The sequence below is a fragment of the Arthrobacter sp. CAU 1506 genome, from assembly GCF_005047635.1.
Classification (GTDB): Bacteria; Actinomycetota; Actinomycetes; order Actinomycetales; family Micrococcaceae; genus Crystallibacter.
Genome location: NZ_SUKC01000008.1, coordinates 64,242 through 90,932, shown reverse-complemented (window position 1 = coordinate 90,932; position 26,691 = coordinate 64,242). Strand labels below are relative to the sequence as shown.

At 68.3% G+C, this 26,691-nt stretch carries 23 protein-coding genes, 1 tRNA gene and 1 other RNA gene; 14 read left to right on the top strand and 11 right to left on the bottom strand.

What is annotated here, in order from left to right:
• From E4J89_RS10810 to E4J89_RS10795, 4 genes are read left to right on the top strand one after another with little or no spacing between them, the layout of a single operon-like run.
• The gene (locus E4J89_RS10810; protein ID WP_136786144.1) at positions 1–753 is read left to right on the top strand and encodes an alpha/beta fold hydrolase; all 753 of its coding nucleotides are present in this window, start codon (positions 1–3) and stop codon (positions 751–753) included.
• Positions 746–2,227 carry an aldehyde dehydrogenase gene (locus E4J89_RS10805; protein WP_136786143.1) on the top strand — a complete coding sequence of 494 codons (1,482 nt, stop codon included), beginning with the start codon at positions 746–748 and terminating at the stop codon, positions 2,225–2,227. The genes E4J89_RS10810 and E4J89_RS10805 overlap by 8 nt, the downstream gene beginning before the upstream one ends.
• A gap of 9 nt (positions 2,228–2,236) precedes the next feature.
• A complete protein-coding gene (locus E4J89_RS10800; protein WP_136786142.1) occupies positions 2,237–2,464 on the top strand; it encodes a tautomerase family protein in 228 nt (75 codons plus the stop codon).
• Positions 2,464–2,769 (top strand): hypothetical protein, encoded by a 306-nt coding sequence (locus E4J89_RS10795; protein WP_136786141.1) that lies wholly within the window; start codon positions 2,464–2,466, stop codon positions 2,767–2,769. The genes E4J89_RS10800 and E4J89_RS10795 overlap by 1 nt, the downstream gene beginning before the upstream one ends.
• 98 nt (positions 2,770–2,867) lie before the next feature.
• Here the strand turns inward: E4J89_RS10795 and E4J89_RS10790 are convergent, their stop codons facing one another.
• Both E4J89_RS10790 and E4J89_RS10785 read right to left on the bottom strand, forming a co-directional pair.
• Positions 2,868–3,278, bottom strand: a complete 411-nt coding sequence (locus E4J89_RS10790) for a cupin domain-containing protein (protein WP_240691851.1) — start codon at positions 3,276–3,278, stop codon at positions 2,868–2,870.
• Positions 3,279–3,323: 45 nt separating this feature from the next.
• Complete coding sequence (locus tag E4J89_RS10785) at positions 3,324–4,346, bottom strand: zinc-dependent alcohol dehydrogenase family protein (protein WP_136786140.1); 1,023 nt, start codon at positions 4,344–4,346, stop codon at positions 3,324–3,326.
• Between the two features lie 124 nt (positions 4,347–4,470).
• On the opposite strand from E4J89_RS10785, the gene E4J89_RS10780 reads away from it, so the two are divergent.
• Positions 4,471–5,367 carry a helix-turn-helix transcriptional regulator gene (locus E4J89_RS10780; RefSeq protein ID WP_136786139.1) on the top strand — a complete coding sequence of 299 codons (897 nt, stop codon included), beginning with the start codon at positions 4,471–4,473 and terminating at the stop codon, positions 5,365–5,367.
• A gap of 58 nt (positions 5,368–5,425) precedes the next feature.
• Here E4J89_RS10780 and E4J89_RS10775 read toward each other — a convergent pair whose 3' ends face one another.
• Both E4J89_RS10775 and E4J89_RS10770 read right to left on the bottom strand, forming a co-directional pair.
• On the bottom strand, positions 5,426–6,469 hold the full coding sequence (locus E4J89_RS10775) for a hemolysin family protein (protein WP_136786138.1): 1,044 nt from the start codon (positions 6,467–6,469) through the stop codon (positions 5,426–5,428).
• A complete protein-coding gene (locus E4J89_RS10770) occupies positions 6,470–7,816 on the bottom strand; it encodes a hemolysin family protein (protein WP_136786137.1) in 1,347 nt (448 codons plus the stop codon).
• Between the two features lie 311 nt (positions 7,817–8,127).
• Here E4J89_RS10770 and E4J89_RS10765 point away from each other — a divergent pair, with 311 nt between their 5' ends.
• Positions 8,128–9,552, top strand: coding sequence for an amino acid permease (locus E4J89_RS10765; RefSeq protein WP_136786136.1), 1,425 nt, complete (start codon positions 8,128–8,130; stop codon positions 9,550–9,552).
• Between the two features lie 16 nt (positions 9,553–9,568).
• On the top strand, positions 9,569–10,273 hold the full coding sequence (locus E4J89_RS10760) for a DsbA family oxidoreductase (protein WP_136786231.1): 705 nt from the start codon (positions 9,569–9,571) through the stop codon (positions 10,271–10,273).
• Between the two features lie 84 nt (positions 10,274–10,357).
• Here E4J89_RS10760 and E4J89_RS10755 read toward each other — a convergent pair whose 3' ends face one another.
• Positions 10,358–10,993, bottom strand: coding sequence for a dihydrofolate reductase family protein (locus tag E4J89_RS10755; RefSeq protein WP_136786135.1), 636 nt, complete (start codon positions 10,991–10,993; stop codon positions 10,358–10,360).
• Positions 10,994–11,550: 557 nt separating this feature from the next.
• On the opposite strand from E4J89_RS10755, the gene E4J89_RS10750 reads away from it, so the two are divergent.
• Positions 11,551–12,735 carry an MFS transporter gene (locus E4J89_RS10750; RefSeq protein WP_136786134.1) on the top strand — a complete coding sequence of 395 codons (1,185 nt, stop codon included), beginning with the start codon at positions 11,551–11,553 and terminating at the stop codon, positions 12,733–12,735.
• A gap of 78 nt (positions 12,736–12,813) precedes the next feature.
• On the opposite strand, the gene E4J89_RS10745 is transcribed toward E4J89_RS10750, so the two are convergent.
• From E4J89_RS10745 to E4J89_RS10725, 5 genes are all read right to left on the bottom strand, one after another.
• Positions 12,814–13,485 (bottom strand): LytR C-terminal domain-containing protein, encoded by a 672-nt coding sequence (locus E4J89_RS10745; protein ID WP_136786133.1) that lies wholly within the window; start codon positions 13,483–13,485, stop codon positions 12,814–12,816.
• Positions 13,478–13,777, bottom strand: a complete 300-nt coding sequence (locus E4J89_RS10740) for a type II toxin-antitoxin system VapB family antitoxin (RefSeq protein WP_127514137.1) — start codon at positions 13,775–13,777, stop codon at positions 13,478–13,480. Before E4J89_RS10740 ends, E4J89_RS10745 begins: the two co-directional genes overlap by 8 nt.
• Positions 13,778–13,889: 112 nt before the next feature.
• Positions 13,890–15,485 carry a multicopper oxidase domain-containing protein gene (locus E4J89_RS10735; protein ID WP_240691850.1) on the bottom strand — a complete coding sequence of 532 codons (1,596 nt, stop codon included), beginning with the start codon at positions 15,483–15,485 and terminating at the stop codon, positions 13,890–13,892.
• The gene (locus E4J89_RS10730) at positions 15,482–17,140 is read right to left on the bottom strand and encodes a multicopper oxidase domain-containing protein (RefSeq protein ID WP_136786132.1); all 1,659 of its coding nucleotides are present in this window, start codon (positions 17,138–17,140) and stop codon (positions 15,482–15,484) included. The genes E4J89_RS10735 and E4J89_RS10730 overlap by 4 nt, the downstream gene beginning before the upstream one ends.
• Entirely contained in the window at positions 17,133–17,876 is a 744-nt protein-coding gene (locus E4J89_RS10725; protein WP_136786131.1) for a DUF4352 domain-containing protein, read from the bottom strand. Before E4J89_RS10725 ends, E4J89_RS10730 begins: the two co-directional genes overlap by 8 nt.
• 113 nt (positions 17,877–17,989) lie before the next feature.
• On the opposite strand from E4J89_RS10725, the gene E4J89_RS10720 reads away from it, so the two are divergent.
• From E4J89_RS10720 to E4J89_RS10710, 3 genes are all read left to right on the top strand, one after another.
• Positions 17,990–18,901, top strand: a complete 912-nt coding sequence (locus tag E4J89_RS10720) for a hypothetical protein (RefSeq protein ID WP_136786130.1) — start codon at positions 17,990–17,992, stop codon at positions 18,899–18,901.
• 122 nt (positions 18,902–19,023) lie between these two features.
• The gene (locus E4J89_RS10715; RefSeq protein ID WP_136786129.1) at positions 19,024–20,055 is read left to right on the top strand and encodes a 2-oxoglutarate and iron-dependent oxygenase domain-containing protein; all 1,032 of its coding nucleotides are present in this window, start codon (positions 19,024–19,026) and stop codon (positions 20,053–20,055) included.
• A 217-nt stretch (positions 20,056–20,272) separates the two neighbouring features.
• Positions 20,273–21,178, top strand: coding sequence for an oxygenase MpaB family protein (locus tag E4J89_RS10710; protein WP_136786128.1), 906 nt, complete (start codon positions 20,273–20,275; stop codon positions 21,176–21,178).
• A 433-nt stretch (positions 21,179–21,611) separates the two neighbouring features.
• On the opposite strand, the gene E4J89_RS10705 is transcribed toward E4J89_RS10710, so the two are convergent.
• Positions 21,612–21,699: transfer RNA gene (locus E4J89_RS10705), tRNA-Ser, on the bottom strand.
• 252 nt (positions 21,700–21,951) lie between these two features.
• Here E4J89_RS10705 and E4J89_RS10700 point away from each other — a divergent pair.
• The 3 genes from E4J89_RS10700 (at position 21,952) to E4J89_RS10690 (ending at position 26,670) form a co-directional block, all read left to right on the top strand.
• The gene (locus tag E4J89_RS10700) at positions 21,952–22,956 is read left to right on the top strand and encodes a hypothetical protein (RefSeq protein ID WP_136786127.1); all 1,005 of its coding nucleotides are present in this window, start codon (positions 21,952–21,954) and stop codon (positions 22,954–22,956) included.
• Positions 22,957–22,963: 7 nt separating this feature from the next.
• An RNA gene (gene ffs, locus E4J89_RS10695) (signal recognition particle sRNA small type) lies at positions 22,964–23,059 on the top strand.
• Between the two features lie 77 nt (positions 23,060–23,136).
• Positions 23,137–26,670, top strand: a complete 3,534-nt coding sequence (locus E4J89_RS10690; protein WP_136786126.1) for a DNA polymerase III subunit gamma and tau — start codon at positions 23,137–23,139, stop codon at positions 26,668–26,670.
• Positions 26,671–26,691: the final 21 nt, after the last annotated feature.

Here is a 26,691-nt window from a genome sequence, read left to right as displayed (position 1 = left end):
GTGGAGACGAACCTACCCATCGTCCTGCTCCACGGCGTGGGGCTGGACCGTTCCATGTGGGACCAACTAAGCCCCCGGCTGGCCGAGTCCAGCGAACGCACCGTGCTGGCACTCGACCTGCCCGGCCACGGCGGCCAGCCACGGCTGGTACAGCCGGTCACGCTCGCCGAACTGGCCGACGACGTCGCGTCCCGGCTGCCGGGGCGGGCGCACCTGGTGGGTTTCTCCCTCGGCGCGCTGGTGGCACAGCACCTGGCACGGTACCGGCCCGGGCTGGTGGCCAGCCTGACCAGCGTCAGCTCGGTCTGCCGGCGGACCCCGCAGGAGGCGGCCTCGGTCGCCTCCCGGCTGGAGAACGCCGCGACCGACTTTCCCGGCAGTGTGGCCGCCTCGATTGAGCGCTGGTTCCCGGCAGGTTCCGCCACCGACACCGCGACGGTGGACGGCATCCGCAGCACGCTACTGGCCAATGACCCGCAGTCCTACCTGCACGCTTACCGGGTCTTCGCCACCGCAGACGCCGAGATCGGCGCCGAACTGGGCGCCATCGCCGTGCCATCGCTGGCGGTCACCGGGGACCAGGACCCGGGCTCGACCCCGGAGATGACCCGCCGCCTGGGCGAGGCCATCCCGGGGACACGCACCGCCGTCGTCGCCGGAACACGGCACATGCTGCCGGTGCAGCGCCCGGACGAACTGGCGCGCCTCATCACCGACTTCCTCAACGAATCGAGTCACGATCCGCATGACTAGGAATTACGACCACTTCATCGACGGCGGCTGGAGTGCGCCCTCCGAGGGCGCCTACTTCGAGAGCACCAACCCCGCCACGCTCGAGGTCCTCTACTCGGCTGCCCGTGGCAGCAAGGCCGACGTCGACCGCGCCGTCACGGCCGCGCGCGCCGCATTCGAAAACCCCCTCTGGCGCGACCTGAGCCAAACCAAACGCGGGCACCTGTTGCGCCGGCTCGGCGACTTGGTGGGCGACAACGCCGAAGAACTGGCCCGGATGGAAACCGAGGACAACGGCAAGCTGCTGCGCGAGATGCGCGGCCAGTTGGCTACGCTGCCGGAGTACTTCTACTACTACGCCGGCCTGGCGGACAAGGTGCAGGGCAGCCAGATCCCCACCACCAACCCGGCGATCCTCAACTACACGCAGCGCGAACCGCTGGGCGTCGTCGGGGCCATCACGCCATGGAATTCGCCGCTGACCCTGACCACCTCGAAGCTCGCCCCGGCGCTGGCCGCCGGCAACACGATCGTCATCAAGCCCTCCGAGTACACCTCACGGACCGTCCTGCGGCTCGCCGAACTGGCGGCCGAAGCCGGTTTCCCCGACGGCGTGGTCAACGTGGTCACCGGAATGGGCGCCGAGGCAGGTGCCGCACTGGTGGACCATCCCGGGATCGCAAAGATCTCCTTCACCGGTTCCACCGCCACCGGTTCGGCGATCGCCGCGTCCGCCGCATCCCGGTTCATCGGCACCACCCTGGAGCTCGGCGGCAAGAGCCCGAACATCGTGTTCGAGGACGCCAACGTTGCCAATGCGGCAATGGGCGTGGTGGCGGGCATCTTCGCCGCCGCCGGCCAGACCTGCATCGCCGGCAGCCGGGTCTTTGCGCACCGGTCCGTCTACGACGAACTGCTGGAACGGGTCGCCGAGCGGGCCGGCAGCATCGTGATCGGCGACCCGCTGCAGGACAACACCGAGCTGGGTCCGCTGGCATTTGCCGCGCAGCAGGAAAAGGTCGGTTCCTACGTGGAGCTGGGCGTCTCCGAGGGCGCCACCGTGCTCACCGGCGGCGGCCGGCCGGACATCGCGCTCCCGGGATACTTCTATGCACCGACGGTGCTCACCGGCGTCGACAATTCAATGCGCGTGGTCCGCGAGGAGATCTTCGGCCCGGTGGCCGCCATCATGCCGTTCGATACCGAGGAAGAAGTGATGCAGCTGGCCAACGATACCCAGTACGGGCTGGCCGCCGGGGTATGGACGCAAAACCTGGCGCGCGCCCACCGGATGAGCCGGCGGCTGGAGGCCGGCACGGTCTGGGTCAATACCTACCGGGCAATGTCGCCGATGTCGCCGCGGCAAGGCTTCAAGAACAGCGGCGTGGGCATCGAGCACGGCATGGAGTCCATGCACGAGTACACCCGGCTGAAGAGCGTCTGGATCAACACCGACGAGGGTCCGGTCGCGGACCCGTTCGTGATGCGCAGCTAGGAGGAAGACATGCCACTGATCGACGTATCCATCGCCGAGGGCCGCTCGCCGCAGCAGTTGCGGAATCTGGTCAGCGCCCTGCACCGCGCTGCGGAAGAGTCCGTCGGCGCGGTGCCTGAGAATACAACGGTGATCATCCGGGAGGTCCCGACCACCCACTGGTCGAAGGCCGACCAGACCATCGCCGAGCGCCAACAGGGCGCCCCGGCTCCTGTTACGGAAGGAAACCCCGCCTGATGTATGTGGAAGTGAGCCCGCCGGACGGTGCCGCCGTCAAAGACCAGGAGAACCTGCGCGAACTCGCTGTGCGCGCCGGCGGACTGGTCGAACAGGACGTTGCCCACGCACTGGCGGCCGCCGGGTTGGGTACCGTCGACGCCGGCCATGCCTGGCTGGACGTGGAACAGTTACGCGCCAGCGGAGCCGCCCAACCGCCGCAGTGGACCGACGGATTCGACGGCATGATCTCCTTCGCGAAGAGCCGCGGCTGGCTCAGCCACGATGGCGGCAGCGTTCGCGCGCACATCGACTACGGAGAGTAAAGGAGACGTCCCTGGCGCCCGGCGGAGACACCGGGATCTCCGCCGGAGGCCAGGCACGCTCCGCTGACTGCTGATGGGCTCTTTGCCCGTCGTTCTGCCTACTCTCCGGGGTACTCGTCCTCGGTGAGCTTGTCGCCCCAGGTGGTTTCCGGTTCGTCGCTGCCGGGAACCGGAGCTTCCCAGAGGGCGAGGTGGCACATGAAGTTGTCGGCGGTTGCGCCGTGCCAATGCCACTCCCCTGCCGGGGTGTAGACGGTGTCGCCGGGCCGAATTTCGATGACGCCTTCGCCGCGGGACTGCACGTAGCCAACGCCTTCGGTCACGTGCAGGGTCTGCCCGACGGCGTGCTTGTGCCACGCGGTGTGCGCACCGGGAGTGAACCGGACCAGATTGAGCCGGGTCCGGGAGGGCGCTTCACCGGCATAGTACGAATTGAAGTACACGTCTCCGGTGAACCAATCGGCCGGGCCTTTGACGGTGGGCTTCTTGGGTTGCATGTGCGTGCTCATGGAAGTTCCTTTCGCTTGCTCCGGACCGAAGGGGCTGCGCCGCACTCAGACAGTGAGCAGCACCTTGGTGGCGTTCCGTTCGTCCATCGCGCGGTAGGCCTCTGCGGCGTCTTCCAGCGGGAGGGTCAGGTCGAAAACCTTACCGGGGTCGATCTTGCGGTCCCAGATGAGCTGGATGAGTTCGGGTAGGAACCGGCGCACCGGGGCCGGTCCTCCGTGCAGGTGGACGCCGGAGAAGAACAGGCCGAGGCCGTCGAGCTTCACATCGTGGGTGACTCCCACATAGCCGATGTGTCCGCCGGGCCGCGTGGCGCCGATCGCCTGCTCCATCGACTCCTGCGTGCCAACCGCCTCGACTACGGAATGTGCGCCGAGCCCGTTGGTGAGTTCCTTGATCTTGGCAATGCCCGCCTCGCCGCGCTCTTCGACAATGTCGGTGGCGCCGAACTCGCGGGCCAGGGCCTGCCGGTCGGCATGGCGGGACATGGCGATGATGCGCTCGGCGCCAAGCTGCTTCGCAGCCAGGACCGCCGACAGTCCCACAGCGCCATCCCCGACGACGGCCACGGTCTTGCCGGGGCCGGCCTCGGCGGCCACCGCGGCGAACCATCCGGTGCCCAGCACGTCGGATGCCGCGAGCAGCGAGGGGATGAGGTCGGCATCCGGGGTGCCGGGGGTGCGGACCAGGGTGCCATCGGCCAGCTGCACCCGGATGAGCTCGGCCTGGGTGCCGACGGAGCCCATCATCACGTTGTGCACGCAGCGGGACTGATAGCCGGCCTGGCAAATCTCGCAGGTGTTGTCGGAGGCGACGAACGAACCTACGACGAAGTCACCGACCTCCACGTTGCGGACATCGGCACCCACTTCGTCAACCACGCCGACGTATTCGTGACCCATCGGCGTGGGGCCCTGGAGCTTCTCGATGCCGCGGTACGGCCATAGATCCGAACCACAGACGCAGACCGCCGCTGCCCGGATGATGGCGTCGGTGGGCTCGAGGATGGTGGGCTTCTCACGGTCTTCAACGCGAACATCGCCGGGGGCGTACATAACAACTCCACGCATGAGGAGTGCTCCTTTCGTTGGTACGCCTCCAGTCAACCGCGCCCACCACATCGGCGGGAGTCCCTATCGAAAGGTGTACTGACAGGGAACCCTTCGGGACCGTGGCGTCGCCTACCCTGAAAACATGGACAATCGGGCGGAAGTGCGGGAATTCCTGATGTCCCGCCGAGCAAAGATCACGCCGGAAGAGGCCGGACTGCCCGGCGGGATGAATCGGCGCGTGCCCGGCCTCCGCCGCACCGAGGTGGCCATCCTCGCCGGCGTCAGCGTGGAGTACTACTCCAAACTGGAGCGCGGCGCGATCGCCGGGGCCTCAGCGTCCGTCCTGGAAGCACTGGCCAGGGCACTCCAGCTCGACGACACCGAACGCGCCCACCTCTTCGACCTCGCCCGGACAGCCGACGGCATCCCCGCTTCCGGACGCCCTCGCCGGCGGGCCACGGCGCAACAGGCGGCGCGGCCGAGCCTGCAGTGGGCGCTGGAGGCGATCACCGACGGCGTTGCCTTTGTCCGCGACCCGTACCAGAACCTGCTCGCGACCAATGCGCTGGGTCGCGCGTTCTACTCCCCTTTAATTGGCGACGGCGGACGCACCCCCAACCTCGCGCGGTTCCAGTTCCTCGATCCGGCGGCCAGGTCCTTCTATCCGGACTGGGAACTGTTCGCCGGAATGTGCGTGGGCATCATGCGCACCGAAGCCGGCCGCGACCCGCACGATCGGGCGCTGCAGGATCTGGTCGGTGAACTCTCCACCCAGAGCGAGACCTTCCGCCGCTTGTGGGCTGCCCACGATGTGCGCACCCACGGCACCGGTACCAAACGGTTCAACCACCCGGTGGTCGGCGAGCTGACCCTCGCGTATGAAGAACTGGCCATCACCGCGGAGCCGGGCCTGGTCCTGATGGTGTACACGGCAGAACCCGGCAGCCCCTCTGCCGAACGCCTTCGGTTGCTCGCCAGCTGGGGCGCCGACCATACCCCGCACGCCGCCCTGACCCAGGAAGAGCGTCCCGCTCCTTAGGGCAGGGCCCGGCCAACCGGGGGCGCCGCAGGCGGGCCCCCGGTCATGCCGCGAGGCCTCAGGCCCAGCTGGCGCTGCGGCTGTCGTCGCGGATCTGCCCGACGAGCTCTTCCAGCATGTCCTCGAGCGTCACGATGCCATACGGATGGCCGGCGCCGTCGACGGCGAGCGCCAGGTGCGCGCCTTCGCGTTGCATACGGTGCAAGGAGGACTGCAGGGCGGCGGTGAGGTTCACCCGCGGCAGGTCGCGGACCAGGCTGGCCGGCAACGGCTGGTCCCTGGCCGCGGCGTCGAGTCCCAGCAGGTCCTTGACGTGGACGTAGCCGTCCAGCTCGCCGCTGGGCGACTGCACGGGAAAGCGGGAGAACCCGTTGGCGGCGACCTGTTCGACCTGCTCCGGAGTGCATCCGGACGGCAGCGTGGTGACCCTGCTGAGCGGGATCACGATGCTTTCGACCGACCGTTCTTCGAAGGTCAGCGCGCCGAGCAGGAGCCGCTCATCCTGCTGGTCGAGCAGCCCGCCTTCGCGTGATTCCTCGACCAGGCCTGCCACCTCGTTCCGGTTGAAGGTGCTGGCAACCTCGTTTTTGGGCTCGACCTTGAACAGGCGCAGGATGCCATTTCCAAGGGCGTTCATGCACCAGAGCAGCGGCTGCAGAATGCGGACCACGACCACCAGGACCGGTCCCAGGACGAAGGCCATCCGCTCCGGTCCGGCCAGGGCGATGTTCTTCGGCACCATCTCGCCGAGCACCACGTGCAGGAACGTCACCACGCTCAAGGCAATGGCGTAGGCGATCGGGTCGATCAGCGCTGCGGGGACTCCCCACGCGCTGAAGGGTCCTTCCAGCGCGTAGACCACCATGGGTTTGGTGACGTAGCCCAGTGCCAGCGAGCAGACGGTGATGCCCAGCTGCGCGCCGGCCATCATGAGCGAGACGTTCTCGATGGCCCACAGGGTCATCTTGGCGGCCCGCCCGCCTTGCTCTGCCTTGGGCTCGACAATGCTTCGCCGGGCGGCGATGAGCGAAAACTCCGCGCCGACGAAGAAGAAGTTCGCCGCGAGCAGGACAATGGTCAGAATGATTCCTGTGGCGTCCATTTAGCGGCCCTCTTCTTCGGTCACGAGGGGCGTTGCGGTGGCCAGGATCTTCGCGATCCGCGCCCCGTCCATCTCCTCGACGCACAGCTCCACGTTGGCAGCCGGGTGTCCGTGGGAATGCTCCGTCACCAGTTCGACGGCGTCTCCGGCCTGGGCAATACGGCCCAGATGGAGGGTGACCAGGCCGGCGAGGGTGTCATACTCGGCGCCTTCCGGGATGGTGTGTCCCAGGATCTCCGTCGCCTCGTCCGGGCGCAGCGCCCCGTCGAGACGCCAGACCCCGAACGGCAGACGTTCACTGCTGCCGTCATCCGGGTCGTGTTCGTCCAGGACTTCACCCACGAGTTCCTCCACCAGATCCTCTAAGGTGATCAACCCAGCGACGTCGCCGGTCTCGTCGATCAGCACGGCCATCTGGAGGCCGCCGGCCCGCAGCGTATCCATCAGGTCGTCGAGTTCCACGGTGTCCGGGATGAGCGTCGGTGCATCCATGATTTCGGTGACGCTGCGCAGGCCGCGCTCGGGAAAGGGAACGGCCAGGCCGCGCCGGATGTGCACGATGCCCAGCACCTGGTGGGCTCCGGGTTCCATCACGGGAAAGCGTGAGTGGCCGCTGACGGCAGCTGTATCCAGCATCTCCTGGACGCTTTGGTCCGGGGCGACAGAAACCATGCGGGTGCGGGCGGTCATCGCGTCATGGCCGCGGCGGGCACCGAACGCGAACGACCGGCGCACCAATTCCGCGGTTTCCTCCGGCAGCACGCCCTGCCGGGCCGAATGCCGCACCAGGACGGTCAGTTCCTCGGCCGACCGGGCGGAGGCGAGTTCTTCCTGCGGCTCAATGCCCATGGACCGGACCAGTTTGTTCGCCGTGCCGTTGAAGAACACGAGAAGCGGTTTGGTGAGGGCGCTGAAGCCGCGCTGGAAGCCCGACACGGCACGGGCGGTGCCGAGCGGTTTGGCGATCGCCAGGTTTTTCGGCACCAGTTCGCCGAAGACCATGGTCACCACGGTGGCCAGGACCAGGGCGATGGTGATGGAGACGGAACGGGCGGCCGGTTCGGCCAGCCCTGCGTCCATCAGCGGGCCCAGCACCAGGGCTGCGATCGCCGGTTCGGCGAGGAAGCCGATGCCCAGGTTGGTCAGGGTGATGCCCAATTGGGCGCCGGACAGCTGGGTGGACAGCGAGTTCATCGCGTTCAGGACGCCGACGGCCTTTTTGTCGCCGGTGTCGGCTGCATCCCGGACCGCGTTGCGGTTGACCGTGATGAGGGAGAATTCGGCCGCGACAAACAGGCCGCAGCCGGCGACCAGCAACAGGCCGCCGAGGATCGAGATCACTTCCACTTAGGGGCACCCCCTGCTGCGTTTCTCGGAGCGTGTTCGAGCATCAGCAGGGGGCATGGACTATGCCCCGGACTGTCACCGGGAGTGGACATCAGATCCTCTCAAGATCAAAAGACAGAAAAAGCCCGCGGCATGATCGCCGTGGACAGGGTTAATTCTGCCATCCCGTGCCTGCCCGCTGCAAAGAGAGGACCGCGTCCGGCGATGGTTCCGGTGATACCGCGCGGTCGGCCGGCTTGCGGCCGGGGCGTAGAATTGATTGGCCGCATTTTCAGCGCCGCCACTTCCCCTCCAGCAAGGTTATTTTTTCCATGCCGCAATTCGCTTCTGCGCTCGCGCGGGGCCTGACGGTCCGCCACATCCGCTTCATGGCCCTTGGTTCCGCCATCGGCACCGGCCTGTTCTACGGTTCGGCGGCGGCCATCCAGGCTGCCGGGCCGGCCGTGCTGCTGGCCTATGCGATCGGCGGGGCCGCCGTGTTCCTGGTGATGCGCGCGCTGGGCGAGATGGCGGTGCGGCACCCGGTCTCCGGGTCGTTCGGCCAGTACGCCAGCCGCTATCTGGGGCCGTTCGCCGGCTTCATCACCGGCTGGACGTTCGCGTTCGAGATGGCCATCGTGGCGATCGCGGACGTGACCGCGTTCGGCATCTACATGGGCTTCTGGTTCCCCGATGTGCCGCGCTGGATCTGGATCCTCGCCGTCGTCTTCTTCATTGCGGCGATCAACCTGGTCAAGGTCAAGGTCTTCGGCGAGACCGAGTTCTGGCTTTCGCTGGTCAAGGTGGTGGCGATCATTGCCATGATCCTGGGCGGCGCGGCGATCATCATCTTTGGCTTCGGCCTGCCGGCCGGGGCCAACCCGGGGCTGGAAACCATGCTGGGCTCGGGCGGATTCTTTGCCAACGGGTTCTGGGGGCTGCTGGCCTCCTTCGCGATCGTGATGTTCGCGTTCGGCGGGATCGAGACCATCGGCATCACGGCCGGCGAGGCGGAGAACCCCAAGAAGGCGATTCCGGGCGCGGTCAACACCGTGCCGCTGCGGATCCTGTTGTTCTACGTCTGCACCTTGGCCGTGCTGATGATGATCTCGCCGTGGGACCGGATCGACGGGTCCACCAGCCCGTTCGTGCAGATTTTCGACATGCTGGGCATTCCCGCCGCCGCGCACATCCTCAACGCCGTGGTGATCACCGCCGCCATTTCCGCGATCAACTCGGATACCTTTGGGGCCGGGCGGATGATGTACGGGCTGGCCGAGCAGGGCCACGCGCCGAAGGCGTTTGCGAAGATCTCCCGGCACGGGGTGCCGTGGATGACGGTGGCGACGATGGCCGCGGTGCTGCTGGCCGGCGTCGTGCTCAATGCGCTGCTGCCCGAGTCGCTGTTCCTGATCGTCGCGTCGATCGCGACCTTCGCCACCGTCTGGGTCTGGCTGATGATCCTGCTCTCGCACATCGCGATGAAGCGGGAGATCGCGCGGAAGGGCCTGCCGGCGTCGGATTTCCCGGTGCCGTTCTGGCCTGTTGCGTCCTACCTGGCGCTGGCGTTCATGGCATTCATCGTGGTGCTGCTGGGCATCATGCCGGACACCCGGGTGGCGCTGGCGGTGGGCTGCGTCTGGATCGGGCTGCTGTTCCTCGCCTACCGCTTCGGTGTCAAGGGTGCCGGCCGCCGTCGTGCGGAACTGGCGGACGAGACCGGCACGGAGCCCGCGGCGGAATACAGCGACCGCTAAACATGTTGACGTGTCCATGAAGATTGAGATCTGGTCAGACATTGCGTGCCCCTGGTGCTTCATTGGCAAGCGCCGCTTCGAGACGGCCCTGGCGGGCTTTGAGCACAAGGACCAGATTGACGTCGAGTGGCGCAGCTACCAGCTCGACCCCACGCTGCCGGAGCACTACGACGGCACCGAAACCGAGTACCTGTCCCGGATCAAGGGCATGCCGCAGGAGCAGGTCAAGCAGATGTTCGGCCATGTGACCGCGCAGGCCGCCGGCGAGGGGCTGAACTACGACTTCGACAAGGTGGTGGTGGCGAACAGCTTCACCGCACACCGCTTCCTGCACCTGGCCAAGGAACACGGGCTGATGGACCAGGCCAAGGACGCGCTGCTGTCCGGCCATTTCGAGCAGGGCCAAGACATTGGCGACCCGGAGTATCTGGTGAGCACCGGCGTCGCACTGGGCCTTGATGAGGCGGAGATCCGCGAGACGCTGGCGTGCGACCGCTATGCCGCGGAGGTCCGCGCCGACATTGCCGAGGCCCGCGCGCTGGGCGTCAACGGGGTGCCGTTCTTCGTGCTGGACCGCAAGTACGGGATCTCCGGCGCGCAGCCGGCCGAGGCGTTCGCGCAGGCGATCCGCCAGGCCTGGAACGAGCGCAGCCCGCTGACCGTGCTGCCGCAGTCGACGTCGGCCGACGGCGCGGTGTGCGGCCCGGACGGCTGCAACTGACCTGACTCACCAGCACCGGCGGGACGCTTTCGGGCGGTCCGCCGGTTTGCTGTTAACCCGCCTGACCCGCCTCGGGCCGCTGGATCACTGCGGGCCGCGGACCGGCGGTCCGTCGAGCAGGGTGGGGACGTATTCGAGCAGCTGGAGCCGGCCGTCGAAGGTCTTGCTGTCCACCATCTCCAGCGCGACGTCGGGGTAGCCGTCGTAGATCCGCTCGGACCCCGTTTTGCCCGTGATGACCGGGAAGACGACCAGCCGGAACCGGTCCACCAAGCCCGCGGTCAGCAGCGACCGGGTGAGGCTGAGGCTGCCGAGCGTGCTCAGGGTCCCGGTCCGGGTCCGCTTCATCTCCCGGACGGCCTCCACCGCGTCCCCGCTGACCAGCTCCGTGTTCGGCCAGGCCAGCGGCTCCTGCACGGTGGAGGAGAACACCACCTTGGGCACCGCGGCCAGCCCGCTCAGGCTGGCTTCTTCCTCCTCGGAGAAGCCGGAGTCCAGGGCCGCGGCTTCCGCCGACATCCCGGACATCAGCCGATAGGTATTCGCGCCCATCAGGAGGGTGTAATCCTTCTGCGCCTCCTCGTCGAGCCAGGCCAGGTATTCCGGCCCTTCCAATCCCCACCAGCCGGGCCAACCCTCGGCCGAGGCGTACCCGTCCAGGGAAATGATCAGGTCCACCAGCAGGTCTGCTGACAGTGCTTCCGCGGTTGCCTCGCCCATTGCGTTCTCCTCGCTCCGACCGCCGGCCGCCGGCTCCCGCGGCGGCGCTTGGCGGCCATGCTACCGCCGAGGCAAGGGGTTGTTGAAGGGCGTGCAGCCTTACTGAGGCCCCTTGTTGCTGTTCCGGGGTCCCGTCGGATGCCGTCGCCCGGTGGCCAGCAACGCGCCCGGCGCCCGGTGGCCAGCACCGTGCCCGGCGCCCGCTGGTCAGCAACGTGCCCAGCGCCCGCTGGCCAGCAACGTGGTCCGCGCCCGGTGGCCAAGCTCATAACGCTTCCTGCCGTGCAGAACGAGGACCGGCAGTAGAGTAAAAAGGCTTGGCACCTCACGGATGAGCATAGATGCCACGGACCCTTCTTGAATCGGCTGACGGCCTTCCTGCCGTCCCGCGGTGGTCCGCTTCCCCTTGATTGTGGCGTCCGCCGTGCCCCGAGCGACGGCGGCGGAGCACCTGATTGCGCCCCTGCGGACTGGTTCGCAATCGGTTCCGCTGGTGCGCGCGTGCACGTATTGGCAACGGCCGGCCCGGCCCGACTGTGGAAAGGACTGATAGCGGGATGGATCAGCAACCGGCGAAACTCTGGACGAAAAACTTCATTCTGGCGATCGTCGTCAACCTGTTCATCTCCATGGTTTTCTACCTGCTGATGACCACCATGGCGCTGTACGCGGTGGACCGGTTCCAAGCGTCCGACACCGCCGCCGGTTTCGCCTCCAGTGCGTTCGTGCTTGGCTCGGTCATCGCCAGGATTTTCGCCGGCCGCCTGCTGGACCTCGTCGGCCGCCGCAAGCTGATCCTGGTGACCATGGCCGTCTTCGTGGTCGCCTCGCTGCTCTACATCCCCACCGGGTCGCTGGCCGGGCTGCTGGTGCTCCGCATCGTCCACGGCATGGCCTTTGGTGCCGGCACCACCGCCGTGGCCGCCTCCGCACAGACCCTGATCCCGCACACCCGGCGCGGCGAGGGAACCGGATACTTCGGCTTATCCACTACGCTTTCGACGGCGGTGGGCCCGTTTGTGGGCGTGCTGCTGGCCGGACTGGGCAACTACCACGCCATGTTCTACTTCTGCGCCGCGGCCTCCGTGGCCGCCCTGCTGGTGGCCCTGTTCCTGCGGGTTCCGGAACTGCCGGCAGCGAAGCGCCCCAGCCGGTTCCGGATGACCTTGAGCGATATCGTCGAGACGGCCGCCCTGCCGATCTCCTGTGTCATCCTGCTGGCGGGAGTCGCCTACTCCGGGATCCTGACCTTCCTCACCTCGTATGCGGAGACGCGAGGCTCCGCCGCGGCGGCCAGTGTGTTCTTCATGGTCTACGCGGGGGCGGTGCTGGTCTCCCGCTTGTTTGCCGGCCGGATCCAGGACCGACGCGGCGACAACAGCGTCATGTATCCCACGCTGATCTCGTTTGTGCTGGGCCTGCTGCTGCTCGTTCCGGAGCCCACCGTGCTGACCATTGTGGGATCGGCGATCTTCAGCGGCATCGGCTTCGGCACGGTCCTGTCCGGCGCACAGGCGATCGCGGTCAAGGAGTCGCCGTCGCTGCGCATCGGCACCGCCACGTCCACGTTCTTCCTGATGCTGGACGTGGGCGGCGGGCTCGGACCCATCATCCTGGGCGCACTTATCCCGGTGCTCGATTACCCGGGAATGTACCTGATGCTGGCCGTGGTCATGGTGCTGACCACGCTGTTGTACTTCTTTGCGCATGGCCGGCACGGCGGCCGGGCCGTCCACGCCTGAGCAGATTGGGCACGTACCCGGTCGGGTTCGGTCGGGCCCGGCACACGGTCGGGCCGGGCACTCGGTTGGACCCGTACGTTACCCAGCCGGTTCGGTGGGTGCGGGCGAGAGCCGCGGGCAGCTCAGCAGGCCGGGCGTTTGATCAACCTTGTTGACGGCGACCAGTTCTTTGTAGCCGGCGCCCACTACCACGTCCACACTGTCGTCGGCGCGGTCGTCGGCCACGTACTCGGTGTCCGGGATGTTCCGCTGCAGGTTGAAGGCGTTGGCCTCGCCTGCCTTGCCGGAAACCACCACGGCGCTCATGCCGTAGAAGCTCAAGGTCTTGTTGCCCACGGAACCGATGTCGTAGCCGCGGTCGGCCAGTTGGGATGCCACCTTGCTTCCCAGACCCTCCAACTGCGTGCCGTTGTAGACGTTGAGCCGGAAGGAACCGTTGTCCGGGTAGTCGTAGGTGCCGGCCGGGCAGGTGATGGGCACCGGCGGTGGCGGCGGGCCCCAGCCGGGAATCTTCAGATCTCCGCGGGCCACGGCCATGGCGGTCAGCACCGCGGCGATAACCAGCCCCACCAGCAGCACCAGCACCACACCGTGCAAAATCCGGCGGTGGTAAATGTGCGGCTTCTCCACGTTGCCGTCGTCTTCGAACGCGACATCCAGGTCGTCTTCGGTAATCACACGACGGCCCTGCCAGTCCAAGGGCTGCTGAGGCTGGCGTTTGGGTTGCGGCGGGACGCTGGTATCAGTCATCGACCACCAGGACCCGGGCGTGCAAAACGGCCCTCTGATGGAGCGCCGTGCGGACCGCGCGGTGCAGCCCGTCTTCCAGATACAGGTTGCCCTTCCACTGCACCACGTGCGGGAACAGGTCGCCGAAGAATGTGGAATCCTCGGCCAGCAGGGCGTCCAGGTCCAGGGTGGACTTGGTGGTGATCAGCTCGTCGAGGCGCACCTGGCGCGGCGGCACCCCGGCCCAATCCTTGGGGCTGACGTGGCCATGTTCGGGATAGGGACGATGGTCGCCGACGGCTTTGAAGATCACGGACCCAGCCTAAGGAACTCCGGCGCTGAATGAAACGCAAACCGCTGGGAGCCGCCGACCGTGGCCAAATGGTTACGGACCGGCACGCAGGCCGGCGCCCCGCCTGCACTTATCAGGCCGCGGTGATCGGCACCTCGCGGACCCCCAGGATCTCGCCGGTGATCCAGTCCTCCCATTCCACCCGCAGCCGGTACTCCCCTGGCTCCGGCGGATGCAGTATCACGTCGTACCGCTCGGCGGCGCCGAAGGCCAGCACACTGGTCAGCAACGGGTACCCGGCCTCCCGGCAGGTAGGCGCCGGCGCCCCCGGCACTGAAGTGTCGCGGAACGGCCGGCCGTCATGGGCGATCAGCTCCGCCATCCGCACTGGTTCCCCGTCCGCCGTCGTGAAGTGCATGTGGTTGGGAAGGTAGTTGGCGTTCAGGATGCGCAGCAGCGTGGGCTTCTTCGCGCCCCCGGCCACGTTGGCCCGCAGCGCCGACAGGCTCCACACGCGGTTGTCGCCGGAACGCCGCCGGGTCAGCTCGCCACCGATCAGGTAGAAGTGCTTGGGTTCGAACCGGTTCAGCCCCACGTCTTCGCCGGAGAGCCCGGCCGCATGGTGCATTTCATGCCAGCGCGGGTCCAGCGAGTACGGGATCACGATGGACTCGGTGTCGATGTCGTACTCCGGCCCGTCGACGAAGGCCCGGCGCGCACCCGGCGTCACCGGATAGTCCGGGTGGACCACCGGGTCCACGATCACCGGGCCGAACATGCCCATCTGCGCGTGCAGCACGGTGTTGACATGGCAGTGGTAGAAGTAGGTCCCGGCCGCGCCATAGTTGGGATCTCCCGGCCGGCCCGGTTCCGGCGCCCACTGGTACGTGTAGGTGCCGCCGATCTCGAACGAGGTGTGTCCCACGCCGTCGTTGCGCGGGTCCGGCTCCAGCCCGTGCCAGTGGATGGTGTGCGGCCCCATCGACGGATGCACCGTGGCGTGGAAGATCTCCCCTTCCAGCGGGCGGATCAGCGGCCCCGGAAAACCGCGGCCCGACTGCGGCGAATCGAAGCTCCACATTTCGAACGTCGCGCCGTCGTCGAAGCGCAGGTCCCGGTTGAAGACCTCCAGGTACACGGACGAATGCGGCGTCTGCCGGAACTCGGTCACCGGGCGGTCCAGATCCAGCTGGTCGGAGCTGAAGTCCACCTGGCTGCGGAACCTGTGGCGCGGCATCTCGTCGTCGTCCGGCCGCGGGCCCCGCGTCGGCTGCTGGGTCGGCTGCTGGCTCGGTTCGGGCGTCGGCTGCTCGCTCGGTCCGTCCGTTGGTCCCGCGCTTGGTTCCCCGGTGGGTGACGACGTCGGTGCCTCCGTGGGCTGCGGCGTGGGCTGCTGCGTGGGGCCAGCAGTGGCCGAGGCCGTCGGCTGCGGCGTCGGCTGAGCGGTAGGCCGCGGCGTCGGAGCACTTGTCGGTTTTGGCGTCGGTGCCGTGGTCGGCTTGCCGCGGCGCTTCCGATCGTCGTCGTCCTTTTTCTTGCGGGCCTCCGCTTCACGCTTCTTCCGGTCCTCCTCGCGCTTGCGGGCAGCCTCGTCGCGCTTCCGTTCGGCTTCCTGGCGCTTGCGCTCCTCGGCCGCGCGCTTGCGGGCCTGCTCCGCCTCGCGCTCGGCCTGCTTCGTGGACTTCCGATCGTCCGGGTCCCGCCGCAGCGGCACGGTCACGTTGCTCATGCTCCCTCCCAGGGAATCGGCGCCTTCAGGTTCCAGTGCGCCACCAGGCCGCCCGGATACATGCCGCCGGCGGCGGTCTGCGAGGGCTCGGCGTGGCAGTGCATCGGGTACTCCCAGTCGGTGGTTCGGGCATTCCAGACCTGTTCAAGGGAATCCGGTGGCCGCTTAACCGGGATGATGCAGTCCTTGCGGTCCATCGGCTCCAGCTCCACCACGTCCTCCCACTGCTGCAGCACCACGTGGCCCTGCTGGTCCACATACCCGTCGCTCCGCGGCCAGTGGTAATTGTTCCGCCGCACCGTCCACAGGTGGTTCCCGTGGAAGTGGATCTGGTGATAGACAATCCCGGGGTTGATCAGCCGGACCAGCTGGCCGCCGCGCAGGGTGCCGGCGGTGCTGCCTTCGCCGAACTGGCGCACATCGAGCTGCCGCGGATACCCGGAGACCAGGGTTTCCTCTTCGCTGGCCAGGTTCAGCGCGTCGTTGCGGGTCATCGCCAGCGACTCGTAGCCGCTGCGTCCGTTGAGCGTGAAGTACCGCGGCACCGCTTTGGTCTGCAGCGGGTCAACGGTGCCGCCGGCGGCCTCGATCGAAGCCCAGTTCGATTCCACCGCGTGGCACATCCACACCCACTGCCGTTCGAAGCTGGCCTTGCCGGGCGTGATGTCCCACTGATGCACCGGGTCCATCACCACCAGCGCACCGAACAGGCCGAGCGTCCGCTCGACCGGCGCGTTGGTCGGATCGGTGTAGATGTACGTGCCGGCCGGCGGGCAGGGCAGCTCCAGCAGGGCGCTCTGCCCGGGCGCGATCGGACCGGTGCCGGCGTCCGCGTGGTTGGGGCCGACGTCGTGCAGGACGAACTCGTGTTCCTTGGCCAGCCGGTTGTGCACCCGGAAGCGCAGCATCGAGCCGGTCTCGGCAATGATGTTGCGCGCCGGGAAGTAGCTGGCCCAGTGGTTGCGCCGGATGAAGTACTGGCCGGGGTTGGCCGGGTCCGGACCGTACGGCAGCGGCGTGCCGCGGGGCGGCAGGGCGGCGCCGAGCGGATATGTGCGCGACTCCTCCAGCCGTCCGTCCGCGGTGAACACCTTGGGCACCACCGCCAGGCTGGGCGACGCGTCGCGCAGTCCGGTGGGCCGGTCGCCGAAACCGCGGTGGTAGACCAGCGAGTCGTCCACCATCTTTAGGTAGCCCTCGTTGATGTACAGGTCCAGCACGCCCGGGATGGGTACGACGGCGGAGGGCCGGGTTCCGGTGGCGGCGCCGGCCTGGGTGCCGCCCGCCTGGGTGTTGTTCGCCTGGGTGTTGTTCGCCGGGGCTCGCCCGGCCGGTGCTATGCCCGGCGCCCGGACCGTGGAAGGGGCGGACCGGGCGGGGCTCCTCAGCCCAGCCGCCGTCGCCTGGGCCGGTGCCGCGCCGCCCAGTCCGCCCAGGGCCAGCGCGCCAAGCCCGGCGGCGGCCCCGTATTTGAGGAAATGCCAGCGCCCTACGCTGGCTGTCTCCGCGGTTCCGTCCGGCTGCCCGGCCTCCGCACCGGCTACATCGGCCGTCGCCGCGACGGCCGAACCCGTGTCGGCCGAAACCGTGGCGGCCAGCTCCGAGGCAGCGCTTCCAGTAGTGCCGTGGTCCGGCTCCGGAATCTGTTCAGTCATGATGGCCGCCTTCGTCCAGCCAGCCGGGTCTCAGCGCCACCCGGGGCACTTGGAGCTGCAGCGGAGCGGAATGCAACCACGGATCGGTGAACTCCGCGGAGAAGCTCTGCGCGTCCGCCGGCACCAGGAAGCTGATCCAGAAGCGCTCGGCACTCCCGGGTTCCAGCGACACCGCCTCCCCGGAGTCCCGGTTGGTCACCGTCGGCCCGGCGTCGCCGACCTTCAGCCGCAGCTGTCCGGGGGCAAACAGCACGGGACCGTCCGAAGCGTTCTGCACCTCCAGCTCCAGCAGCAGGTGGTCGCCCCAGGTCATGTTCGCTGGCTGCGGTGCCGTCGCCACGATGGTGCCGTGGCCGGCGTGCCCGGCGCTGCCGGCTGCCGCTCCCCCGACCGACACCGCTTCCCCACCTGAGCCGGCCGCTGCCGGCCCCGCCGTTGCCGGCCCCGCCGCAGCGGAGGATTCCGCGCCCGTGGCGGGAACACCGCCGTCGTACGCCAACCGATGCTGGCGCTCCGCGGACACCAGCCGCACCGTTCCGAAGGACGTTTCCACGCCTCCCGGCGCCAGGCCGCCTGCCCGTTGATGGCTGGCCGCGAGCAGACCGGCGCCGCCCACCACGCCGGCCACGCCGGCTCCGACTAGAACTCCGAAGACACGGCGCGAGAGACCGGACGGCAGGCTCGCGCTGCCCTCCGGCTCCGATGCGACCGCGCTATCCCCAATTAGCGTTGTCATTGCGGTACCGCTTCCACTCCCCAAATGGATATAAGAACCACATCGTTTCCATCTGGACTTGGGAAAAACTTGAGGGGTTTCACACCGCCTCGGCACGCGGCCATACTGGGATCATGACCCTCACTGCCGGTGCCCCCGGCCGCCCCGAGCAGCCACCCATCGGGCTGCTGCTGGACGTCGACGGCCCGGTCTCCTCGCCGGTAACCCGCACGGTTCCGCCCGAGATCATCCATTCGCTGCTGGTGATGGCCAAGCGCGGCTGGCCGATCGTGTTCAACACCGGGCGCTCGGACCACTTCATCCGCGAGCAGGTGATGGAGCCGATGCTGGCCGCCGGAATGCCCGCAGGGGTGCGCTGCTACGCGGTCTGTGAGAAGGGAGCCGTCTGGTTCAGCTTCACCGCGGACGGCCCCGGCACCATCCATGTGGACCACTCGCTGGCCCCGCCGCAGGAGTTCGCCGCCGAAGTGCGCAAGCTGGTCAGTTCCGGCTACTCCAGCCTGATGTTTTTCGATGAAACCAAGAAGGCCATGGTGTCCGTGGAACAGGTGGTGGGCACGGAGAACCGGGAGTACCGCCGGGTGCAGGAAAAGTTCGACGCCGAGGTGCTGGCTCTGATGGGCCGGTTCGACATGGGTGCCACCCGGCTTGACCAGCACCTGCCGGACAGCGACGACCGGATTGACTACCGGGTGGATCCGAACATCATCGCCACGGACATCGAATCGGTGCAGCTGGGCAAGGACCTGGGGGCACAGCGGGCGCTGGAGATGCTGGCCGCCGACGGCGTGGTGCCGCACGCCTGGCGGACCATGGGCGATTCGCGCACGGACTATGCCATGTCAGACCTGCTGCACCACAACGGCCATGCCGTGCTGCATGTGGATGTGCGGCCGGCGGAGGGTGTGCCGGAGAAGCCGTATCCGGTGCTGACCGCGGCGCATCTGGGCTTCCCGAAGGCCGTGCACGAGGAGGCCGGCGCGGCGTTCCTGCGGACCTGGGCGGCCATCGCGCAGACGCTGTAACACGGCGTAACCGGGGGCGTATTTGACGCCTGATTCCCGCGTGCGTCAAGCAAAACTTTGCCGACGCAGTAAATCGTAACGTCCGTAATAATTGACAGCGGACCCGGTGCTAACCTGCCAGCATGAACGCTTTTCAGGGATCCATTCCTGTCCTCGACATGAGCACCGCCCGGCTGGCAGACGGCAGCTTCAATCCGGACTTCATCGACCAGCTGCGCGACGCCGCGCACCGCGTCGGTTTCTTCCAGATCGTCGGCTACGGCGCTGCCGACGGCCAGGTGGCGGGGCTCTTCGATGCGATCAAGCGCTTCTTCGAGCTGCCGCTGGACGAGCGGCTCAAGCTGGACAACCGAAATTCCCCGCACTTCCGCGGCTACACCCGGATGGGCACCGAGCGTACCCAGGGCCGGGCCGATGCCCGCGAGCAGCTGGACTACTCGCCGGAGAGCGAACCGGTCACCGACTACGCCGAAGACCAGAAGTACTGGCTGCTGCGCGGCCCGAACCAGTGGCCGGACGCTGTGCAGCCGGACCTGCGCGAGAAGGCCATGGCCTGGGCCGAGCTGATGTCCTCGGTGGGCCACGACCTTCTGGCCGCCATCGGCGTCGGACTGGGCCTGCCGGAAGACTACTTCGACGAGCCGTTCGCGGACACCCCGCACTGGATGGGCAAACTGGTGCACTACGTGGGCGGCGTCGTGGAGGAAGCCGGCGACCAGGGCGTGGGCATCCACGCCGACTACGGTTTCGTCACCCTGCTGCTGCAGGACATGGTGGGTGGCCTGGAGGTCCGGCCGCCGGAGTCCGAGGAATGGCTGCCGGTGGAGCCGATCGAGGGCGCCCTGGTAGTGAACCTGGGCGAAATGCTTGAAGTGGCCACCGACGGCTACATCACCGCCACCATTCACCGCGTGCAGGCTCCGCCGCCCGGCGTGGACCGCTACTCGGTGCCGTTCTTCTGGTCGCCGCGCCTGGACGCCGTGATCGATCCGGTCCCGCTGCCGGACGAGCTCAAGGCCGAATCCCGCGGACGCACCGACGACCCGACCAACCCGATGCTCTCCAGCTTCGGCGCCAACATGCTCAAGGGCCGCCTCCGCGCCCACCCGGACGTCACCGAGAAGTACTACCCCGAACTCCTCGCCAAAAAGTAGCGACCCCGGCGGTCGACCACCTCCCCGGTGGTCGACCAAAGGCGCTCGCTTCGGTGGTCGACCAAGTGAGCGCCAGCGAGCGCGTGGAGACCCGTGGAGACCCGCGCCCGGTGGTCGACCATGCGAGCGCCAGCGAGCGCGCGGAGACCCAGTGACCCCCGCCCGGACCCCCACCCCTCCCGTACCCAACCGCCGCCCGCACACCCATAATGGCTGTGTGGGCAACATCCTGATCCGCTGGCGCGATGAACTTCGCGGCACGTTCGCCGGACAGAGCAAAACGGTCCCCCAATGGGAGCTGGAACTGGAGTATGGCGACGATGCGGGCTACTTCGCGCCGGATTCCGCGGTCTGGGCGGTCCACCGCTCCATGACCACCCTGGTGGCGGGCATCCGCTCGCTACTCACGCAAACGCTGCACCCAGGGGCACTGGCCGGCGTCGATGACTTCTCCGCCTACCGCGAGGCTCCGCTGGCCCGGCTGGCCAACACCATCCGGTGGATCTTCACGGTCACCTACGGCGACACTGCCGCGGCGAAATCTGCCTGCGACCTTGTGCTGAACCTCCACGAACGCGTCCGCGGCACCTACACCGATGCTTCCGGCCGGGAGCAGGCCTACTACGCCAATGACCCGCATCTGCTGCGCTGGGTGCACCTGACCTTCACCGACGCCTTCGTCACCTCCCACCAGGCTTACGGCGGCCGGCTGCCCGGCGGGCCGGACCAATATGTGGCCGAATGGGCCAAGGCCGGCGAACTGATGCAGGTTACCGATCCGCCCCGCACCTTCACTGAACTGCGCCGTCAACTGGACAGCTACCGGCCGGAGCTCACCGCATCGCCTGCCATGCGGGAAACAGTAGAGTTCGTCCGCCATCCGCCGCTGCCCCGCTCCCAACGGCTGGGCTATAGCATTCTGTTCGCCGCCGCCGTCGAAACCCTCCCCGGGGATTACCGCCGACTGCTAGGGCTGCGGCCGAGCACTCCGCTACCGCTGCGGATCCTGATCAAGCCCGCCACCTGGCTGGTGCTCGGCGTCGTCCGGCTGGGCCTGAGCAAGACCGGCCCGAGTGAAGCCGCCGCCCGCCGCCGGCTCGCACGTCTACGCCAGCAGGCCTAGAGGCTCCTGCGGGCCGACGGCAGGCTGACAGCCCGGCGGTCCAGCATGCCCCAAGGCTCTGCGGGCTCCAGCAAGGCTGACAGCCCGGCTTGGCCGACGGGCTCGACGGCAGGCTCGACGGCAGTATGCCCGCCGCGATGGGAAGTCCTGCCGCTCCCATGTTTCAACGTTCACTGAAATAAACGCGCAGGTCAGGGGCTTTTTCTCCGCCAAGACGTGGGCAGTTACTGCTATACGTGGGAAGCTACGGCAGATGATAGGGGATCGAAGGCTACCGGGCGGGGCAGCGAGCACCGCCGACGCCCCCGCCGTAGTTGTGATGGTGCGGCCACGCTGGCAGACGCCAACCACCGCCTAAGGCGAGCACCGCCGTCGTCGTCGTGAAAGAGAAACAGCGGCCCCGGTCTGCGCTGCAGATCGGGGCCGCTGTTCTTGGCGGAGGATGGGGGATTTGAACCCCCGAGGGCGTGAACCCAACACGCGTTCCAGGCGTGCGCCATAGGCCGCTAGGCGAATCCTCCAGATGTTTGCTCACAAGAGCAGATACCAGAGTACCCGAAACCCGTCCGATCTGCCGAATCGGGCAGGTGGGGAGCAGGTCGACTGCAGGCGCTAAACCGGGCGCGGCCGGGGCCGCCGGAAGGAATTCCGTGCCGCCCGGAAGTATCCGCCGGTCCGCTCTGGAAGCCTGAATCCGGGAGTGGCAAAATGTCGCCATAGAAAAGGTGAACGGCTGGGGGATCGCCTTCATCAAAGGGGAATGAGGCACCACCGTGGCCACCGCTCCGGAGTGGGTTGACGGCAGCGTTCCAACGCGCATTGTGGACTGGCTGCTGGCCGGAGACCCGTCGATTCGGTTCCAAACCCTCCGTGATCTTTGCGATGCTCCCGAGCCCGAGGTGGCCAAGGCGCAGGCCGATATCCCGGGCACCGGCTGGGGTGCGCTGCTGCTCAAGGCCCAGGATCCGGACGGCAGCTGGGGCGGCGGCCTCTACAACCCCAAGTGGACGTCCACCATGTTCACTTTGCTGTTGCTGCATTGGCTGGGCCTGCAGCCCGGGCACCCGCAGGCAGTTTCCGGGTGTCTACGGCTGCTGGACGGTGCGGAATACTTCGACGGCGGCATCGACTTTGGGCGGCATCCACAGCGGGCCGAGAACTGCGTCACCGCGATGGCCGTGCTGGTCTGCTCCGAGTTGGGGCAGCGGCTGGACGGCGACTCCCGGATCGACGACGCCGTGTCCTGGCTGCTGGCCGAGGAACTGGCCGACGGCGGCTGGAACTGCGAGCCGCACACCTCACCGGACAAGCACGGCTCCTTCCACACCACCATCAGCACGCTGGAGGCGCTGGCCGCCTACCGGCACAGCGGCGGCCCGCTCCCGGTGGCTGCCGCCGAGGCCCGCGGCCGCGAGTTCCTGCTGATGCATTCGCTCTACCGCTCGCACCGCACCGGTTCGGTGGCGCATCCGACGCTGGCCCAGTTCCGGTTCCCGCCGCAATGGCACTTCGACATTCTGCGCGGGCTCGAGTATTTCCGCGCCGAACGCTGCCCGCAGGATGACCGGATGTCGATGGCCGTCCAGTCGATCGCCTCCCACCAGCGGACACCGGGCAACTGGGGCGGCTACCGGCCGTACCCGGGGCGGATGTGGTTCCGCTGGACGCCCGAGGACATCAGCCGCTGGGCCACGCTCCGCTGCGCCCGGGTGCTGCGCTGGTGGGACGCCGCCGGCCCGGCTCCCGTTGATTTCGGGACGCCCTCCGGAGTCGGGTAGACTATTCGTCGGCCCCTCATGCGGTGTCATCCTGTGAACTCCCCCAGGACCGGAAGGTAGCAAGGGTAAGCGGGCTCTGTCAGGTGCATGAGGGGTCTTTACTTATCCCCGCCTGCTGCCTATCCCCAGCCCCGGCGCTCCGGCGTGCGAGGGCCCAGTTTCAACCGATAGGGTTTCATCGTGAGTACAGCCCTTTACCGTCGCTACCGCCCGGACACTTTCGCGGACGTTATCGGGCAGGAACACGTCACCCATCCGCTGATGGCGGCACTGCAGAAGAACCGCGTCAACCACGCCTACCTGTTCTCCGGCCCGCGCGGTTGCGGCAAGACCACCTCCGCCCGGATTTTGGCCCGCTGCCTGAACTGCGCCGAAGGCCCCACCCCCACGCCGTGCGGCACCTGCGACTCCTGTGTTGAGCTGGGCCGCGGCGGTCCCGGCAGCCTGGACGTCATCGAGATCGACGCCGCGTCGCACGGCGGCGTGGACGACGCCCGCGACCTGCGTGAGCGGGCCACCTTCGCCCCGGTGCGCGACCGCTACAAGATCTTCATCATCGACGAGGCCCACATGGTCACGTCCGCCGGCTTCAACGCGCTGCTGAAGATCGTCGAAGAGCCGCCGGAACACATCAAGTTCATCTTCGCCACCACCGAGCCGGACAAGGTCATCGGCACCATCCGCTCGCGCACCCACCACTACCCGTTCCGGCTGGTCCCGCCGGAACCGCTGATGCAGTATCTGGAGCTGCTCTGCCAGCAGGAGAACGTGCCGGTTGCGCCCGGCGTGCTCTCGCTGGTGATCCGAGCCGGCGGCGGGTCGGTCCGCGACTCGTTGTCCGTGCTGGATCAGCTGATGGCCGGCGCCGGGCCTGCCGGGCTGGACTATGAACTGGCCGTCTCGCTGCTCGGCTACACCCACGCTTCGCTGCTGGACGACGTCGTCGACGCCTTCGCGGCGGCGGACGCGTCCACGGTGTTCAGCGCGGTGGACCGCGTGGTGCAGACCGGCCACGACCCGCGCCGCTTCGTCGAGGACCTGCTGGAGCGCTTCCGCGACCTGATCATTGTCCGGGCCATGCCGGAAAGCGCCCACGCCATCCTGCGCGGCGTCCCGGAGGACCAGATCGCCCGGATGCAGACCCAGGCCAACCAGATGGGTGCCTCCGAGCTGTCCCGCGCCGCGGACATCACCAACCAAGCGCTGACCGAGATGACCGGCGCCACCTCGCCGCGCCTGCACCTGGAACTGCTCTGCGCGCGGATCCTGCTGCCCGCCGCCGACCAAGGCGAGCAGGGCGTCGCGGCCCGGGTGGACCGGATCGAACGCCGGCTCAGCTACGGCGGAGCCCCGGTGTCTGCCCCGATCGACCAGGGCCAGGCGCCCGTGGCCCACGCTGCCGCAGAACCTGCGCTCTCCGGACCGGCTGCTGCCCGCGCGGCTCTCCGCGGAGCCAACGCCCACAAGGCTCAGGCCCAGGCGCAGGAGCCCGCTCAGGCCCCGGCGTCAGTCCCCGCGTCGGCCACGGCCGGATCTCCGCGCCCGGACGCCGAGCGCATCACTCCCCCGCGGGTGAGCACCGCCGATTGGCCGCGGGAGGACCAGCAGGCTTCGGCCCCTTCTGCCAACACCACCCAGCCGGCGGCGCAGCCTGCCGCACAGCACGACGGCGGAGCTCCCGCCGCTTCCGGCCACGTGGCACCTGCGGCTTCGGGCACCTTCGGATCCCCGGATTCAGCCGCCGCGGACTCCAGGGCCGCTGCGTCCGCTGCCTCGATGCCTTCGGCCCCGGCTACTTCGGCCCCGGCTGCTGCCGCCCCTGCCGGACCCGGCGCGCCCTCCGGCCGCGCGGCGAATGCCGAGTCTGGTCCCGCCGTTCCGGCGTCAGTTTTTGGAAACCCGCGCGACGCGGGCCGGGAGGACGCTGGCCTGAAGCGAGCGGCCGACGCCGCCAGCCCGCAAGAGACTGCCGCCAACGCGCCGACTGCTTCCGCGGCCGATTGGGGCGGCACGTGGGGTGCCATGCCGGAACCGGCCCCCGCGCCGGAGAAGCCCGTCACCACTGCGCCCGCATCGGCGAACCCGGCGGCAGCGTCCGCGGCCCAGCAGCACGCGGCTCAGCAGGCCGGGGCACCGCAGGTCGGAGCCCAGCAGGCCGGAACTCAGCAGGGCGGAACTCAGCGGGGCGAAGCGCCGGGCCAGCAGCGGCAGGCACCGCGGCAGCCCCAGGGTCAGCCTGACGCGCCGCAACGTCCGGCACAGGCAGCACCAGCCGCCCAGCAGCCGTCCCGTCCGGAACCAGCCGCAGCACCGCAGCAGCCGTCGCGGCAGGATCAAGCCGCACCTCAGGCGTCCGCACCGAGGCAGGACCAGGCTGCCCCGCAGGCTTCGGGCCAAATCGAGATGATCCGCCGAGCCTGGCCGGAAATCCTGAGCACCCTCAGCGGCATCCGCAAGGTGACCTGGATGAACGTGAGCGCCAATGCGTCGCCGCTCAGCCTCGACGGCTCGGCTCTCACGCTCGGATTCAAGAACCAGGGTTCAGCGACCAACTTCGGCAACGGTGACCACGCGGAGAATCTGCGGCAGGCCATCCAGCAGGTCCTCGGCATGGATCTGCGGATCCTGACCGTGGAAGATGCATCGGTGACAGCGGGTGAGTCCAGCCCAAAAGTACCAACTAGCCGGCAGCAGCCGGCAGACGGTGGATGGTCCGCCAACACCGCTACGGTAAGCGCGCCAGCGCCGCAACAAACCGACCCCGCCCCCGCGGTCGTGCCGACGTCCCAGGCACCGGGGGCCCCGCAGCCTGCCCCCAGCCCTGCCCCTCCACCAGTGGCATCGGTCGCTGGCGGGTGGCAGTCGCCGTCGTCCTCTGCCGGAGCTTCCGAGCCGGGAACTGCCGCTTCGCCTGGATCGTCCGCGTCCCCTGCTCCGGCTGATGCCGGCTATTCCGCTCCCAGCGGGATGTCAGCAGCAACTGCGCCGTCCGCAGGCAGCGGCGGTTCAGCGCCCACGGCCATGTCTGCGCCCAGCGGCAGCTCAGCGGCCTCCGGCTGGTCCGCCGCATCGGCGGCGTCGGGTGCGTCCGCGCCCAGCAGCATGTCCGGGACCACTGCGGCCTCGGCGCCGTCGGCCGATTCACCGAACAGCGCCTCCGGCAACGGGCAACGGCCTCCGGCTCTGCCCGGCGAGAAGCCGGTCTTCGCGCAGCTGGCGGAGCGGATGTCCTCGGCGTCCGCTGTCGCCGGCGCCCCGGCAGCGGTGGCCGAGCAGTCCGCCCCGGGTCATCAGACCGCGGGAGCGGAAGCTGCTGCCCCCAGCGGGCCCGGAGCTGCCCAGCCCAACGCGCAGGTCGCGCCGGCGTCAGGCCCCAGCGCTCCGGCGCCGTCGGTTCCGGCGTCGCCCTACGACGACATCCCCTACGCCAACGACGAGCCGCCGGCCGAAGAATGGGAAACCACGCCCGATCGGCAGGTGCCCGGCCAGAAGCGCAGCCGCTACCAGCAGCTGCTGGACCAGGCGAAGGCGACGCAGGCGGCGGCAGCCCCAACGCCGTCCCCGTCGGGCAGTAACCTAAACTTGAAATACGTCGAGGACATCCCCAGCGACGACGACGAGTCCATCGAGGACTCCGGGCTTGTCGGCCGCGCAGCCATCGAACGTTTGCTCGGCGGACGCCTGATTGAAGAACGTAGCCACGACGGTTCCTGACCGACGCGGAGAATGAAGGTT